At 70.6% G+C, this 14,256-nt stretch carries 11 protein-coding genes, 1 tRNA gene and 2 pseudogenes; 7 read left to right on the forward strand and 7 right to left on the reverse strand.

Features of this window, described 5'->3' with window-relative positions; all coding sequences use genetic code 11:
- Positions 1-77 precede the first annotated feature (77 nt).
- Both QFZ75_RS26750 and QFZ75_RS26755 read left to right on the forward strand, forming a co-directional pair.
- Positions 78-2,945 (forward strand): phosphoribosyltransferase, encoded by a 2,868-nt coding sequence (locus QFZ75_RS26750; protein ID WP_307540845.1) that lies wholly within the window; start codon positions 78-80, stop codon positions 2,943-2,945.
- Positions 2,945-3,829 carry an HAD family hydrolase gene (locus QFZ75_RS26755; RefSeq protein WP_307540847.1) on the forward strand — a complete coding sequence of 295 codons (885 nt, stop codon included), beginning with the start codon at positions 2,945-2,947 and terminating at the stop codon, positions 3,827-3,829. The genes QFZ75_RS26750 and QFZ75_RS26755 overlap by 1 nt, the downstream gene beginning before the upstream one ends.
- Before the next feature lie 42 nt (positions 3,830-3,871).
- On the opposite strand, the gene QFZ75_RS26760 is transcribed toward QFZ75_RS26755, so the two are convergent.
- From QFZ75_RS26760 to QFZ75_RS26770, 3 genes are all read right to left on the reverse strand, one after another.
- Positions 3,872-4,594 carry a DedA family protein gene (locus QFZ75_RS26760; protein ID WP_307544802.1) on the reverse strand — a complete coding sequence of 241 codons (723 nt, stop codon included), beginning with the start codon at positions 4,592-4,594 and terminating at the stop codon, positions 3,872-3,874.
- A gap of 141 nt (positions 4,595-4,735) precedes the next feature.
- Positions 4,736-4,966 (reverse strand): zinc ribbon domain-containing protein, encoded by a 231-nt coding sequence (locus QFZ75_RS26765; RefSeq protein WP_307540849.1) that lies wholly within the window; start codon positions 4,964-4,966, stop codon positions 4,736-4,738.
- A gap of 9 nt (positions 4,967-4,975) precedes the next feature.
- Positions 4,976-5,599 carry a DUF4383 domain-containing protein gene (locus QFZ75_RS26770; RefSeq protein WP_307540850.1) on the reverse strand — a complete coding sequence of 208 codons (624 nt, stop codon included), beginning with the start codon at positions 5,597-5,599 and terminating at the stop codon, positions 4,976-4,978.
- 357 nt (positions 5,600-5,956) lie between these two features.
- Between QFZ75_RS26770 and QFZ75_RS26775 the strand changes: the two genes are divergently transcribed.
- Complete coding sequence (locus tag QFZ75_RS26775) at positions 5,957-6,760, forward strand: SDR family oxidoreductase (protein ID WP_307540852.1); 804 nt, start codon at positions 5,957-5,959, stop codon at positions 6,758-6,760.
- 88 nt (positions 6,761-6,848) lie between these two features.
- Positions 6,849-7,731, forward strand: a pseudogene (locus tag QFZ75_RS26780) (IS5 family transposase).
- Positions 7,732-7,741: 10 nt separating this feature from the next.
- On the opposite strand, the gene QFZ75_RS26785 reads toward QFZ75_RS26780, so the two are convergent.
- On the reverse strand, positions 7,742-8,263 hold the full coding sequence (locus tag QFZ75_RS26785; RefSeq protein WP_307540854.1) for a hypothetical protein: 522 nt from the start codon (positions 8,261-8,263) through the stop codon (positions 7,742-7,744).
- 140 nt (positions 8,264-8,403) lie between these two features.
- On the opposite strand from QFZ75_RS26785, the gene QFZ75_RS26790 reads away from it, so the two are divergent.
- On the forward strand, positions 8,404-9,096 hold the full coding sequence (locus QFZ75_RS26790) for an SUMF1/EgtB/PvdO family nonheme iron enzyme (protein ID WP_307540856.1): 693 nt from the start codon (positions 8,404-8,406) through the stop codon (positions 9,094-9,096).
- A 241-nt stretch (positions 9,097-9,337) separates the two neighbouring features.
- Here the strand turns inward: QFZ75_RS26790 and QFZ75_RS26795 are convergent, their stop codons facing one another.
- Together QFZ75_RS26795 and QFZ75_RS26800 are read right to left on the reverse strand one after the other, a co-directional pair.
- Complete coding sequence (locus QFZ75_RS26795) at positions 9,338-9,778, reverse strand: hypothetical protein (RefSeq protein WP_307540858.1); 441 nt, start codon at positions 9,776-9,778, stop codon at positions 9,338-9,340.
- 1,142 nt (positions 9,779-10,920) lie between these two features.
- A tRNA-Val gene (locus QFZ75_RS26800) sits at positions 10,921-10,995 on the reverse strand.
- A gap of 207 nt (positions 10,996-11,202) precedes the next feature.
- Here QFZ75_RS26800 and QFZ75_RS26805 point away from each other — a divergent pair.
- Together QFZ75_RS26805 and QFZ75_RS26810 are read left to right on the forward strand one after the other, a co-directional pair.
- Entirely contained in the window at positions 11,203-11,988 is a 786-nt protein-coding gene (locus tag QFZ75_RS26805; protein WP_307540859.1) for a DUF4097 family beta strand repeat-containing protein, read from the forward strand.
- Positions 11,989-12,070: 82 nt separating this feature from the next.
- Complete coding sequence (locus QFZ75_RS26810; RefSeq protein ID WP_307540860.1) at positions 12,071-13,465, forward strand: hypothetical protein; 1,395 nt, start codon at positions 12,071-12,073, stop codon at positions 13,463-13,465.
- Between the two features lie 421 nt (positions 13,466-13,886).
- Here QFZ75_RS26810 and QFZ75_RS26815 read toward each other — a convergent pair.
- A pseudogene (locus tag QFZ75_RS26815) lies at positions 13,887-14,207 on the reverse strand (hypothetical protein); the annotation flags it as partial.
- Positions 14,208-14,256 lie beyond the last annotated feature (49 nt).

Below are 14,256 nucleotides of genomic sequence, written 5' to 3' on the forward strand. Positions count from 1 at the left end.
CGGCAGGTACACACCTGCACCCGCCGCACACCTGTGCCCGGCACCCATCCCCGGCTCGGCTGACACACAAGGAATCCATGAACAAGGTCGTGAACGACGGGTCCGGCGTCTGGTCCGCGACGGGTTTCCGTCCCGGCACCGGGGCGCCGGCCCGGACCGGAGCGCGGGGCGGCCCGGCGGACGGCGCGTCCGCGGGCGAGGTCTGGTCCGGGAGCTGGGTCGCCGCGCGGCTCGGCGTCGAACTCGTCGGGGACGAGGGGCTCGGGGAACTGCTGGGGCTCGCGCTGCGGCGCAACCCCAAGCGCGCGCACCTGCTCGTGTCGAACGTGCTCGGCAAGCACGTACCGCAGTCGCCCGCCGTCGTGTACGGGTACGGGTTCGCGCTCGGCCTGCGCGTGCGCGCCCTGCTCGGCGAGGAGGCGGCGGGCCGGGCCGTCGTCCTCGGATACGCCGAGACGGCCACCGGGCTCGGCCACTCGGTCGCGGACGGCGTGGGCCTCGCCCCCTGCCTCCACTCGACCCGGCGCCCGGTCGAGGGCGTCGCGACCGCGGGCGGCTTCGAGGAGTCCCACTCGCACGCCACCTCGCACCTGCTGCTCCCGGAGGACCCCGGCCTGCTGGCCACCGACGGCCCGCTCGTCCTCGTCGACGACGAGTTCTCCACCGGCAACACGATCCTCAACACCATCCGTGACCTGCACGAACGCTATCCGCGCGACCGGTACGTCATCGTCGCCCTGGTCGACATGCGCTCGGCCGCCGACCTCGGCCGGCTGGCGGACTTCGCCCGCGAGATCGACGCGACCGTGGACCTCGTGACGGCCGCCTCCGGCACGGTACGGCTGCCCGAGGGCGTACTGGAGAAGGGGCAGGCACTGGTCGCCGAGCACGAGCGGGCCGCCGAGGGCGAACGGGCCGCCGGGCTTGCGGCAGTCGCCGCGGACGGGACAGCCGCCGGGCTCACGGAAGCCGCCGGGGGCGGGACAGCCGCCGGGCTCGCGGCAGTCGCCGCGGACGGGACAGCCGCCGGGCTCGCGGCAGTCGCCGCGGACGGGACAGCCGCCGGGCTCGCGGCAGTCGCCGCGGACGGGACAGCCACCGGGCTTGCGGCAGTCGCCGGGGGCGGGACAGCCACCGGGGGCGGGACAGCTGCCGGGGGCGGGGGAACGGCCGAGGACGGGGCAGCGGCCGTCGCCCCCGCACCGCTTCCGGAGCCCGGCACGATCGTCCGGGTGGACCTCGGCTGGCCGCAGGGTCTCGCCGACGGCGGCCGGCACGGCTTCACGCCGGAGCACCGCACCCGTCTGGAGGCCGCGCTGCCCGCCATGGCGGCCCGAATATCCGCGGCGCTCCCGCCCTCCGCCCGCCGCGGCCGCGTCCTCGTACTCGGCTTCGAGGAGCTGATGTACGCGCCGCTGCGGCTCGGGGTCGCGCTGGAGAAACTGACCGACGCCGAGGTCCGCTGCTCCACGACCACCCGCTCACCCGTCCTGGCCGTCGACGACCCCGGCTACGCGATCCGCACCCGGCTGGTCTTCCCGGCCCATGACGACCCGGCCGACGGCCCCGGCGAGCGGTACGCCTACAACGTGGCCGGCGCCGGCTTCGACGCGGTCGTCGCCGTGGTCGACTCCGTCGCCGACACCCCCGAACTGCACGCACCCGGCGGCCTGCTGGCGCAGCTCGCCGCCCACACGCGGAGCGTGCTGCTCGCCGTCGTCCCCTCGTATGTACCCGCCACACCCACGACACTCGCTACACCCGCCGTACCTGCTGAAAGGCCTTTGATGCTGCCCGAGCCCCTCCGTGGCCCCGACTTCTCCTCGTACGCGCCGGACGAGGTCGGCTGGCTGCTGCAGGACCTCTCGGACACCCGGCTGGAGGCACCGACCGAGGAACGCGAGGAGGCCATCCAGGCCGGCGGCGCCCACTACGCCGAGTCGCTGCCGGTGGAGTACCAGCCGAGCCCGCAGTACCAGGAGCTGTTCCGCAGCGCGCTCGCCGATTCGGCGGCCCGTATCGCACTGGCCGTGGGAGCGGTCACCGAGACCGTGCTGGCGGAGCGCTCACCGCGTCCCGTGCTCGTCTCTCTGGCCCGCGCCGGCACCCCCGTCGGCGTCCTGATGCGGCGCTGGGCCCGGCACCGCCACGGCCTCGACCTGCCGCACTACGCCGTCTCCATCGTGCGGGGCCGCGGCATCGACGCCAACGCGCTGCGCTGGCTGGCCGCCCACCACGACCCGGCCGACGTCGTCTTCGTGGACGGCTGGACCGGCAAGGGGGCCATCACCCGCGAACTGGCTCAGGCCCTGCGGGAGTTCGAGGCATCCGACGGCGTCGGCGGCTTCGACCCGGAGATAGCGGTCCTCGCCGACCCCGGTTCCTGCGTGCGCACGTACGGCACCCGCGAGGACTTCCTCATCCCGTCCGCCTGCCTCAACTCCACCGTCTCCGGGCTCATTTCGCGTACGGTGCTCCGCGCCGACCTGGTGGGGGAGCACGATTACCACGGGGCGAAGTTCTACCGCGAACTCGCCGACGTGGACGTCTCCGTCGAGTTCCTGGACGCGATCTCCGCCCGCTTCGACGAGGTCGGCGACGCGGTGGACGACCGGGTCAAGGAACTGCTCTCCACCGACCGCACCCCGACCTGGGAGGGCTGGGCGGCGGTCGAGCGGATCAGCGACGAGTACGGCATCCACGACGTCAACCTGGTGAAGCCGGGCGTCGGCGAGGCGACCCGGGTGCTGCTGCGCCGCGTCCCCTGGAAGATCCTCGCCCGCGCCGGGGCGGGCGCCGACCTCGACCACGTACGCCTGCTCGCCGAACAGCGCGGCGTACCCGTCGAGGAGGTCGCCGACCTCCCGTACACCTGCGTCGGGCTGATCCACCCCAAGTACACGCGCGGCGCGACCGGCGCCGACGGCCGGGCGGTGACGGTCTGATGCCGGATCCCGCCCCCGCCTCCGCCTCCGCCTCCGCCCCCGTCCCGATCCCCGCCTCCGCTCCCCGGGTGCTGGTCGCCAGCGACCTCGACCGGACGCTCATCTACTCCGCCAACGCACTCGCGCTGACCGGGCCCGACGCCGAGGCGCCCCGGCTGCTGTGCGTCGAGGTGTACGGGAGCAAGCCGCTGTCGTACGTCACCGAGACCGCGGCCGGGCTGCTCACCGAGCTGGGCGGGGTGGCGGACTTCGTCCCGACCACGACCCGTACCCGCGAGCAGTACCATCGCATCCGGCTCCCCGGCCCCGCCTCGCGGTACGCCATCTGCGCCAACGGCGGGCACCTCCTCGTCGACGGCGTCTCCGACCCCGACTGGCACGCCGGGGTGACCGAACGGCTGGCCCGCGAGTGCGCCCCGCTGGACGAGGTGCGCACGCACATGGCGGCCGTCGCGGACCCGGCCTGGGTACGCAAGCAGCGGGTCGCCGAGGACCTCTTCGTGTACTTCGTCGTCGAGCGGGACCTGCTCCCCGGCGAGTGGGTGAAGGAACTGGCCGTGTGGGCGGAGCAGCGCGGCTGGACCGTCTCCGTCCAGGGCCGCAAGATCTACGCCGTGCCGAAGCCGCTCACCAAGAGCGCCGCCATGCGTGAGGTCGCCCGCCGCACGGGTGCGACGCTCACCCTCGCGGCGGGCGACTCCCTTCTCGACGCCGACCTGCTGCTGGCCGCGGACCGCGGCTGGCGCCCGGGCCACGGCGAACTGGCCGAGGCGGGATGGACGGCCCAGGGGATCACCGCGCTCCCGGAACGGGGCGTGATCGCGGGCGAGCGGATCCTGCGGGAGTTCCTGGACGGGGTTCGGGTCCGGGTGCAGGCGCGGTAGGGCGTGGCGGGTCTTGAGGGCGGGGCGACCGGCGGGCGGTGATCAGCCGCGGGGAGGGCGCCGGTCGCCGCCGGGGCCGGATCCGGTGCCGGTTCCGGCACCGGTGGACTCGGGCACGGTTTCGGAACGGTCGCCCGACCCCGGCTCTGCCCCAGCCCTCGTCCCTGACTTCTCCTCCCCTCGCCGTCGGCCGCCGCGACCCGGCCTGGACAGTCGTACGCCGACGAAGACCAGCAGGGCGAGCGCCGCGACGACCAGGACGACCTTCGAGTACGCGGTCACGTAGGTGGTGACGTCGGCCCAGTTCTCGCCGAGCAGGTAGCCGGCGAGGACGAAGACGGTGTTCCAGATGGCGCTGCCCAGCGTGGTCAGACCGAGGAAGACGGGCAGGGGCATCCGTTCGACGCCCGCGGGCACCGAGATCAGGCTCCGGAAGATGGGGATCATCCGTCCGAAGAACACGGCCTTGGTGCCGTGCCGGGAGAACCACGCCTCCGTCTTCTCGATGTCCGACACCTTGACCAGCGGCAACCGCGCCGCGACGGCCACCGTACGGTCGCGGCCGAGCAGCGCCCCCACGCCGTACAGCGCGAGCGCGCCGATGACCGAACCGGCGGTCGTCCACAGCAGCGCGGCGTACAGGTTCATCTGCCCGGTGCTCGCCGCGAATCCCGCCAGCGGCAGGATCACCTCGCTCGGCAGGGGTGGGAAGAGGTTCTCCAGGGCGATGGCGATGCCCGCGCCCGGGGCGCCGAGCGTGTCCATCAGGCCGTTGATCCACTGCGGTGCGCTGGTGTCGGTCACCCGCCCGACGCTAGAGAACCGAAGCTGAAGCCAGACTGAAGCCGGGCCTGGGCCCGGGTTCGGGCTCAGGCCCGGGCTTGAACTTGGGCCTGCGCGCGGAGATCAGCTGCAGCAGCCCCCGCCGCAGCAGCCACCCCCGCCTCCGCCCCCACCGCCGGAGCGGGGCGCGGCCGCGGACGACGCGGCGGAGCCGCCGACCGCCACCGCCGACAGCAGCTTCACCGTGTCGTCATGACCGGCGGGGCAGGCCGCGGGTGCGGACGACTCGGCCATCGGACGGCTCTTCTCGAAGGTGTCTCCGCAGGTGCGGCAGCGGTACTCATAGCGAGGCATGCGCTCAGGTTAGCGGGCTGAACGGTCCTCTCCCAGATGCGCCGGGGCGGAACGGGTGCCCTGAGCCCGGGCCTTCGCGCGCAGCTCGGCCCCCGCCTTCGCGCGCTGCTCGTAGGCGGACTGTTCCGGGTGGCGGGAGCGCCAGTACGGGTTGTCGTGCGGCAGGGCCGAGCCGACCCGTCCGTACATCCCGAAGAACATCAGCAGTACGCCGACCACGAAGCTGAACAACACGTTCGGGATGCGGAAGGCGAGGAAGTTGAGGTCGGTGTCGAGCAGGGCGAGGTTCACGAAGCCGCTGAGGATGAACAGGACCCCGAGGATCATGTTGATGGTCGAGGCGACGTTGCCGCCGATCACCATGCCGGCCAGGAGCAGCAGCCCGACGCAGAGGGAGAGCACGCTGAGCGCGCCGTTGGTGCTGAGTCCGGTGACGGTGTCACCGCCGGTGTCGAAGAAGCCGACCTTGTCGATCAGACCCAGAATGCCGAAGACGAGCAGCACGAGCCCCATGAGCCCGGCGCCGATCCGGTAGAACCGGCTGAGACGGTGGTCGACCGGCAGGTGCTCGTCGAGCTTGATCCGCTGCCGCTTGGACGTCGTACGCAGGGCATGCGTGACATGCGAGGCCATGACCGCCTCCTTGGGTACGGGCTCGGGTGCGAGCGGAGGGCGTCCGCACTCCCAGCATCCGCCCGGGAAGACGGTCCCGCCAGCGCCGACCAGGAGGAATCACCGGTTTCGCCGGTTTCGTCAGCTCCGCCGGTTCCGCCGGCCGGTTTCCGGCAGGGCGAGCCGAATCCCGTACGTGACAGGGGTCCTGCCGGCCCCCTGTCTGAAGGGGGCCCTGGCAGCACCGGGCGCAAGGACGGACGGTGGTTCAGGGCCCGGCGAGCGGCGCTCCCCGAAACCCCGGAAGCTCGAAGAGGCACGGCGCATGCCGACCCCGCTCCGAGAACAAGAGCTGGACGAAGAAGGAACAGAACACACATGACACCGCAGACTGCCCCCACCCCTCCCCCCACCCGCAACCTCACCCTCATCACCGGCGCGTCGTCGGGAATCGGCAGGGCGTTCGCGGAACGCCTGTCGAAGGACGGCCACGACCTGATCCTGGTCGCGCGCCGGCGGGAACGGCTCGAAGAGCTCGCGGCCACGCTGCCCACCGAGGTGGAGGTCGTCACCGCCGACCTGTCCACGGACGAGGGCATCGACGCGGTGGCCGAGCTGTGCGCGAACCGCCCGCTGAAGACGCTCGTGAACAACGCCGGCGTCGCGCACTACATGCCGCTGGACCAGCTCCCCGCCGCGAAGGCGCGCGAACTGGTGAACGTCAAGGTCGCCGCACCGACCCTGCTGACCCGCGCGGCCCTGCCCGGCATGCTCGCGCGCGACAAGGGCACGATCGTGAACGTCGCAGGCATGCTCGCCTTCTCGGGCCCCGCGACACAGAAGGCGGGCCGCGCGGTGTACGCGGGCAGCCTGGCCCACACGGTCACGATGACGCAGACCCTGCACGCCGAGCTGGAGGGAACGGCCGTGACGGCACACGTCGTCTGCCCCGGCGTGGTGGCCACGGAGTTCCACGAGGTCCAGGGAATGGACCTGTCGGCCATCCCCCGCATGTCGGCGGACGACGTCGTAACGGCGGCCCTGGCGGGCATCGAACTCGGCGAGGTCGTCATCGCCCCGGGCGTCGAGGACCGCACCGTCCTCGAATCGGCGTTCACCGCGACCCTGACCGCGTTCGAATCCCAGGCCCCCCATCTGGCATCCCGTTACCACCAGACCTGAAGCACACCGGCACCCTCGCGCCCCTGCACCCAAAAGGCCCTAGGCCGTGTGTCGAAAGTGGATCTTGGGCTGTGGATGATCACGGTTCATGGGTCGGGGAGATCTCACGGACGAGCAGTGGGCGGTGCTGGAGCCGTTGTTGCCGAAGGGTGCGAAGGCGGGCCGACCGCCCGTCTGGTCTCGGCGGCGGCTCATCGACGGCATACGGTTCCGGGTGCGGACCGGTGTGCCGTGGCGGGACGTCCCCGTTGAGTGCGGACCGTGGAACCGGGTCTACGATCTGTTCCGCAGGTGGCAGCGGAACGGCACCTGGCACCGGATCCTCACCCGGCTCCAGTCCCTGGCCGACGCGAAGGGTGCGATCGTGTGGGACCTGGGCGTCGACTCCACGGTGTGCCGCGCCCCTCAGCACGCGGCCGGGGCCCGGAAACGGGGTGACCTGCAGAAGGAACCACCAGGCGGCGTCTTCACCGAGCCCCGTGATCACCGGCTGGGACGGTCGCGCGGTGGGTTCACCACCAAGCTCCACCTGGCCGTCGAGCAGGGTCAAAAGCCCATGGCGATCGTGATCACGGCAGGACAACGCGGGGACTCGCCGCAGTTCGAACCGGTCCTGGAGAAGGTCCGCATGCCCCGCATCGGGCCAGGCCGGCCATGCGTCCGCCCCAACCGCGTGCGGGCCGACAAGGCCTATGCCTCCCCCCCCCCAAAAAAACCGAGCCTACCTGCGCCGCCGGAAGATCCGCTGCACCATCCCGGATAAGGCAGACCAGGCACGCAACCGCCAAAAGCTCGGCTCCCGCGGTGGCCGGCCACCGCATTTCGACCTGGTCGACTACCGCGAGCGTCATGCGGTGGAGTGCGGGATCAACCGCCTCAAGAGACACCGCGCTGTCGCCACGCGCTACGACAAGCTCGCCGTCCGCTTCGAGGCGACCGTCCTCGTCGCTGCCATCAGTGAGTGGCTGTGACCCTTGGCCGTCACGCGGTGGGATCCACGTTCCACGCCGCGGGCAGATCGCTGCCGCAGAAGACGCAGAAGAAGTCATCTTCGCGCACGATGTTGTGCTCCTGGCAGTCAGGGCACCGCCGGAATACCACCTCGTGGGTGAAGCTGCAGGGCCGCCGGAGCCCTACAGTGTCCAGGGCACGAGCAACCTCTGCCCAGGAGTCGATGTCCGGACAGTACCCGGTGGACTGGTTGCTGATCTCGCTCACGGTCCACCGGTCTGCCTCGCGCATAAAGCTGATCTCGCCGGAACTCAGAACCATGCCTCCGCCGGCACAGGCCACATGCTCGCTTCGCCGCGGCGCCAGCCGAAGCACACCGTCCGTGCCGACGACGAAGGTGAACGGTTCAGCCCGCTCCGCTGCCGATTGCTCCATGATCCAGCCACCGAAGTCAGCTGCCGAGCCGATCCGACGCCCGCCGTCACCCGACCGGACCGCAGCCTTCAGCTCGATCGGTCCGACATATCGATAACTCCGCCCCCGCCCACTCACCTCAGCCAACCTAGATCACTTCCGACACACGCCCTAGTGTCCGCACCATGTGGGCTCAAGAGATCGTGGCCGGCCGACCGGCTTGGCGGCACACCCCTTCCGGAGTGGTCTTCCGGGCTGTGCCTGGTGGGACGTTCCGGATGGGCCTGTCCGACGCGGAACTGGACGCGGTTCGTGCCGTTGAGCGGGCCGACGGCGCCGATGACGACCTTGAAGCGTTCTTCGCCGGTGCGGTCCAGGCCCGGCCTGTGCGGGAAGTGCGGGTCGAGCCGTTCCTGATAGCCCGGCATCTGCTCACGGTGACGCAAGTACGGCACTGGCTGCCTGAGTACGAGGACAGCTTCGCCGACTCGGATTCGAGCACGGCCCGGCTCGAGGACGACTTGGACGACCTGCTTGGGACGTTGCCCTTCCGACTGTCCAGCGAGGCGGAGTGGGAGTACGCGGCCCGGGCGGGTACAACCACTCTGACCTTCCGAGGGGAGGGGAGGCCGGACGAGGACCAGGTGCTCGACTACTTCGCTGATGAAGAAAGCACTGCCGTGGCTGAGAAGGCCTTCGGGCTGGCGGCGATGGGGTCGGCCAACGAAATCTGCGCCGACGTATGGATCCCGCATTTCAAGGACGCGCCGGTGAATGCGCGCCCTCGCACCGGGGACGGACCGCGGGTGGTGCGCGGAGGAGCCGGCGACCTCTCTCCGTGGCAGGGCTGCGACGAGTGGCTGCTGTTGCTCTCCGCCACCCGCTACGAGTTCCAGGACTTCACCGCGGTCCGGCCGGTCGCTCCCGTGCCAACCAGTCAGGGACATGCCGGGCACGGAGACAACACCTAGACAAGACGCGCGCCCTGGGAGTTCTGGCACAGCGACAGGCCCCCTGCCGACGGAAGAACCGCGGACAGGGGCCTGCGGACGCGGGCTTACTTCTTCTTGCCCTGGGTCTTGCCGGGGATATCGGTGAGCCGGTTTTTTGCCGGTCCGGGGCGGTGGACTCGCGCGTCTGGTGGTCGCCGTTGGTCGTCATTGGCCACTGTTGAGCAGCCTCGGACGGCCCAGGGACGGCCCAGGATCCCGCTCATCGGCCCGCCTCGGAGGCGGTGCCGTTGGCTGATGTGGCTTTCTGGTGTGACCGCATTGCGGTTCGCAGAGCTTCGAGTTCGGTTCGGGGGAACGGCCGGCCCCATTTAGACTCGTAGGCTTCTTCGCCCTGCTTGTAGTCGATTCGGTCGAAGGCCCGGACGGCTGACCGTGCGAGTGCCGTAACGGTGTGGCGGCCTGACCAGAGAACTACCCCTGAGCTGTCCGGAGCTTGGGCGTCGTCAGCCAGGACCAGGCGGATATTGACCACGGATCCGTCTCTGCGGAAGAACCACCGGTAGACCTGTGGTTCTCCCTCCGACTCGGCGCGTGTGTCCTCGTCACCGAGGACGAGCCGGGCAACGGCGTAAAGAAACGCCTCGGGCGCGTCAGTGATGTAGGAAGCAATGGCCTCTGCCTCACCATGATCATCAGCCACTTTGACGCTCGCCCAGCCGTGACTGCCCAATGTCCATGTGATCGCTAGAGACAAAATCTCCCCCTCTTCCGGGGGGCCTTGGGGCAAGGCCCGAGTGCGCATGACTGCCGGTGCTCCGGTGGTGATCGATGCGTCTGGACTGTTCCTCGTCGGTTACCGGAAGGCCTGGTTCTTCCCGTTCCCGGATGAGTAATCTTCCGTCGTCTGCCTGCGCCGAACGGTGATCAGGGGGCGGGGAGGGCGAGGTGGGGTCTATGGACGCGCTCAAACGTGCTGTCCTGAGGTTTGAGCGGACGCTTGGTAGTGGTCAACCTCCATCGCGGTTCGAGCTATGGGCGATCCGGCATCCGCTGGTATGCGCCATGGGCGTCGCAATGCTTGTCGGGATGTCAGTTGGCTGGGCCCTTTCGGCTTTCACTGATCCGACCTACCGCCTTGACTCCGCCCTCCTAGGGTTGGGCATAGGGACGTTCATATGGCTCTGCTTGCGCATCCAGCGATGGGTCAATGCGCAGAACGCCCCCGCTGGTTATGACACGCCCCCTCGCGTTCCGGGCTCCTGACTGCACCTCAGCCCACCACTCTCCTCAGCTCCCATCCCGTCCGCCGTCGACCCACGCCCGCTCGGCTCTGCCTGGTCGGCGGTGGTCGGGGTGGGAGCACCCCGCGCACGCCCCACTCGGCCGGCACTCGCGAACGGCGCCCCCTCCATCCCGGAGTCGGAGCGCCCCCGCCGGAGGCACGTCTGTAACTGCGGCTGCGTTCGTGCGGTGATCGCCACTCATCAGACCGGCTATCTACCCGTGGGCGCGCGCCCACGCCGTGCGCGGGACTTGATGGAGTAGGGAAAGTTCTACCGCGCTTCCTGATTGGATTTGGTCATCAGTGTTGGGCAACCTGCTCGTAGGAGTAGGTGCAGGGCTACGCCTGTTGTGTGGGTCGTGTTGGTTGTGGGCGCTTTGTCGGTTGTCGTGATCACGAGGTCGCCGACTGTGTTGATGGGTAGATCAGGAGAGTGGAGCGTTCCCGCGGGATTCTTCTGGCGCGTGAGTGGCATCGTGGTGAGAAGGCGGTGGGAATGATCAAGGCCCAGGCGTCCGGATGTGTGCCGGTCGGCCTGGGCCTTTGTCGTGTCCTGGGGCTGGTGGGCGCGGACGGTTTCGAACCGCCGACATCCGCCTTGTAAGGGCGGCGCTCTACCCCTGAGCTACGCGCCCGGGACGAGTCGACAGCCTACATTGCCCGGGGCGGTGCCCCGCAAACCCGTTCCCGGTGATCGGCGGGGGTGTGGGGATGCGGGGGTTTACCCCACCCCGTATCCGGGAGTGGTCCGGATCCCCCTGCGGAGGTCTGATCCGTACGGTCGAGGTGTGTCCCCGGCGCAGCGTGGAGCCGTGGGCCTTCGAATCTGGGGGAGTGTCGTCATGAGTGGTTTTCAGGGGCAGCGGCTGGAGCGGAGGCGGCGGAGGGCTTTCGGGTTCTTCGGGGTCGGGGTTGTCACCGTGGGGGTGCTTGTCAGTGGGTGTGCCAGTGCGGATGAGGACACCTCGCCCGAGAAGCGGTCCTTCGCGTTCAGTGGGAAGACGCTGACCGTCGACTCCGACGACTCGGCGCTCGAACTGGTCGTGGGGGACGTGGACGAGGTCCAGGTCACCCGGTGGTTCAAGGCGCATGTGACGATCGGCAAGGATCCGAAGACGACCTGGAGCATGGAGGGGGACACCCTGAAACTGCGGGTGACCTGCTCCGGGGTCGTCGCCGACTGTTCGGCCAAGCATCGGATCGTCGTGCCGCGTGGCGTGGCCCTCGCCGTGAAGGACCAGGACGGGAGCGTGCGGGCCACCGGTTTCAAGGAGGGGCTCGACATCCGGGCCAGTGACGGTTCCGTACGTGTCCAGGATGTCTCCGGGGCCCTGACCCTGCGTACCGCCGACGGCTCCGTGCACGCGAGCGGTATCGAGTCCCGGCAGGTCGACGTGAAGACCGAGGACGGTTCGGCCCGGCTCGAATTCGCGTCCGTTCCGGACCGGGTCTCGGCGCACGGGCAGGACGGCTCGCTCACCATCGGGCTGCCGGACGCCAGCTACCGGGTGACCACCGGCGCCCAGGACGGCTCCGTGGATGTGTCGGTGCCCCGCGACGAGGGCAGCTCACATGTGGTGTCCGCCCACACCCAGGACGGGAAAGTCACGGTGCGTACCGCGAACTAACCGGCCCGTGTGTTCGTCCTACCTGGTGGGAGAATGAGACGGGACCACCGGGGCGGGACGGATCACAGCACGGGAGAGGGACGTGACGGCGACACCTTCGCAGCCGTACACACCGGTTGTGCCATGTGCGCAGCATGCATCTCATGCGCCTCGCCGTGCCGGTCGTGATCTGCTGGGGCTCGTCCTGCTGCCGCTCCCGTTGCTCGCGCTCGCCCTCCCCGCCGCCTTCGCCGGCGGCGGCACCCGGCGGTGGTTCGGCGGGCGTTCCGAGAGCCAGCGGGCCGAGGCGCAGGCCGCGAAGGACGCCGCGGCGGCCGCGTTCTACGAACTCGACACGGCGCAGCGCGATCTGCGTATCTCGATCGAGACCATCACCGCGGTCGACGACTCCCCGGCCGCCCGCCGCGCGGTCGCCGACTTCGAGGCGCTCGGCCGCCGTATCGACGAGGTCAGCCGCATCTACATCAGCGCGGTCGACGCCCACGACCTCGACCGCGACGACCTGGAAGCCTCCGTCGCCGCCCACGCGCGCACGGAGCTGACCAGGGCGAAGGACGAGCTGACCCGCGTCAAGCAGGAGCTCGACCGGTTCGAACAGGGGCTCGGCCCGCTCCTCGGCAAGGCCGAGACCCAGCTCGCCCGGCTCGCCCCCGCCGTCGAGCGCGCCCGCCAGTCCCTGCTCGCCGCGTCGAACGCCCTGGACGCCGTACGGGGATCGGGGCTCAAGGCCGACGACCTGGCCGCGCGCCTCGCCGCGCTCGCCCCCGAGCTGACCAAGCTGAACCAGGGCGCCGGGCAGCACGGTGTGCCGGAGACCCTGGAGCGGGCCGACCGGGTCGCCCGGGACGCCGGGGCCGTGCGCGCGGAGGCCGAGCGGCTGCCGGAGCGGGCCACCGAGATCGACCGGCGCCTCGTCTCGCTGCGTACGCGCGCGCAGGCGCTCACCACCCGCGCGGAGCAGGTGGACCCGATACTCAGCGAATTGCGGCGGCGCTTCGTGGCCGCGTGCTGGCAGGACCTCCAGCACGTGCCCGACCAGGCCGCCGAAGCCGTCCGGCAGGCCGAGCGGAAGCTGGCGGAGGCGCGGACCGCCCGCGAGGAGCAGCGCTGGGCGGACGCGACCGCGCTGCTGTCCACCGTGCGCGCGCTGCTGAACACCACCGACGAGGCGGTGTCCGCGGCCGGTGACCGGCTGCGCCGGCTGAACGAGGTGTCGAAGGACCCCGAGCGGGAGATCGAGCGCACGCGGTTCGCCATCCGGGACGCGCAGCGCCTCGCCATGGCCGGCCGCAACACCCCGGACCCCCGCCAGGCGCGTCCCCTCGACGATTCGGTGGCCCGCCTGGAGCGCGCGATCGGCACGCTGGAGGGACGGCACCCGGACTACTGGCACTTCCTGACCGAGCTGGAGGCCGTCCGGGGCACCGTCAGCGGCGTGGTCGCGCAGATCCGGGAGGAGCGGGGGGCCGGGGCCTAGCCCTCTGGCCCTCTAGCCCCCTGGCCCTCGGTCGGGGCCGACCACGGGCCGGTTGCGGGGCAGTTACGGGGCAGGGCTCAGTCGCGAGCCGAGTGGTCCTGCGGCCTCATCAAGCCCTGGGCTCCGGATCTGGGTCCGGGTCCGGGTCCGGGTCCAGGGCTTGGTTCGGTCCCAAGGCGGGGTCCGATTTCGGCTTCGACTCCAGGTCCGGCTCCGATTCTGACCCCGGGCTCGGGTTCGGCTCCGGCTTCGATTCCGGGGCCGGGTTCAGGTCCGGCTCCGGGCTCGGATCCGGGTCCGGGTCCGGCTCCGGGCTCGGATCCAGGTCCGGGTCCGGGTCCGGCTCCGGGGCCGGTCCCGGTTCCAGGTCCGGGACCTGCCCCGGGACCGGCTCTGGGACCCGCTCCGGCTCCGGGACCCGCTCCCGTACGTGCTTCAGCGTCATCCGTGCGTCCACCTTCTCCGGGGCCGTCACCTCCGACCAGAAGCGGTGGCAGGTCACGAAGACCGCCAGTTCGCGTTCGCGCTCCCGGAGCTTCTCCACCTCGGCCTGTTCGTCGGATGTCCAGCCGGGGGAGGCGGGGCGTTCGACCTTGCGCCAGCCGTGGTCGTCGCTGAAGCCGTCCAGGGGTTCGACCGACCAGGGAAGCCGCTTCAGCAGGGCCAGCAGTTCGGCCCGGACCTGGTGCAACTCCTCCTGACCGGACAGGAGATCGCTCGGGAAGTCATAGGTCGCAGCCACGCGGTAATGGTACGCCTGTTCGATTTTATGATGCGAGTTCCTTCTGGGA

The sequence above is a fragment of the Streptomyces sp. V3I8 genome (assembly GCF_030817535.1).
In the GTDB taxonomy this organism is placed as follows: Bacteria; Actinomycetota; Actinomycetes; order Streptomycetales; family Streptomycetaceae; genus Streptomyces.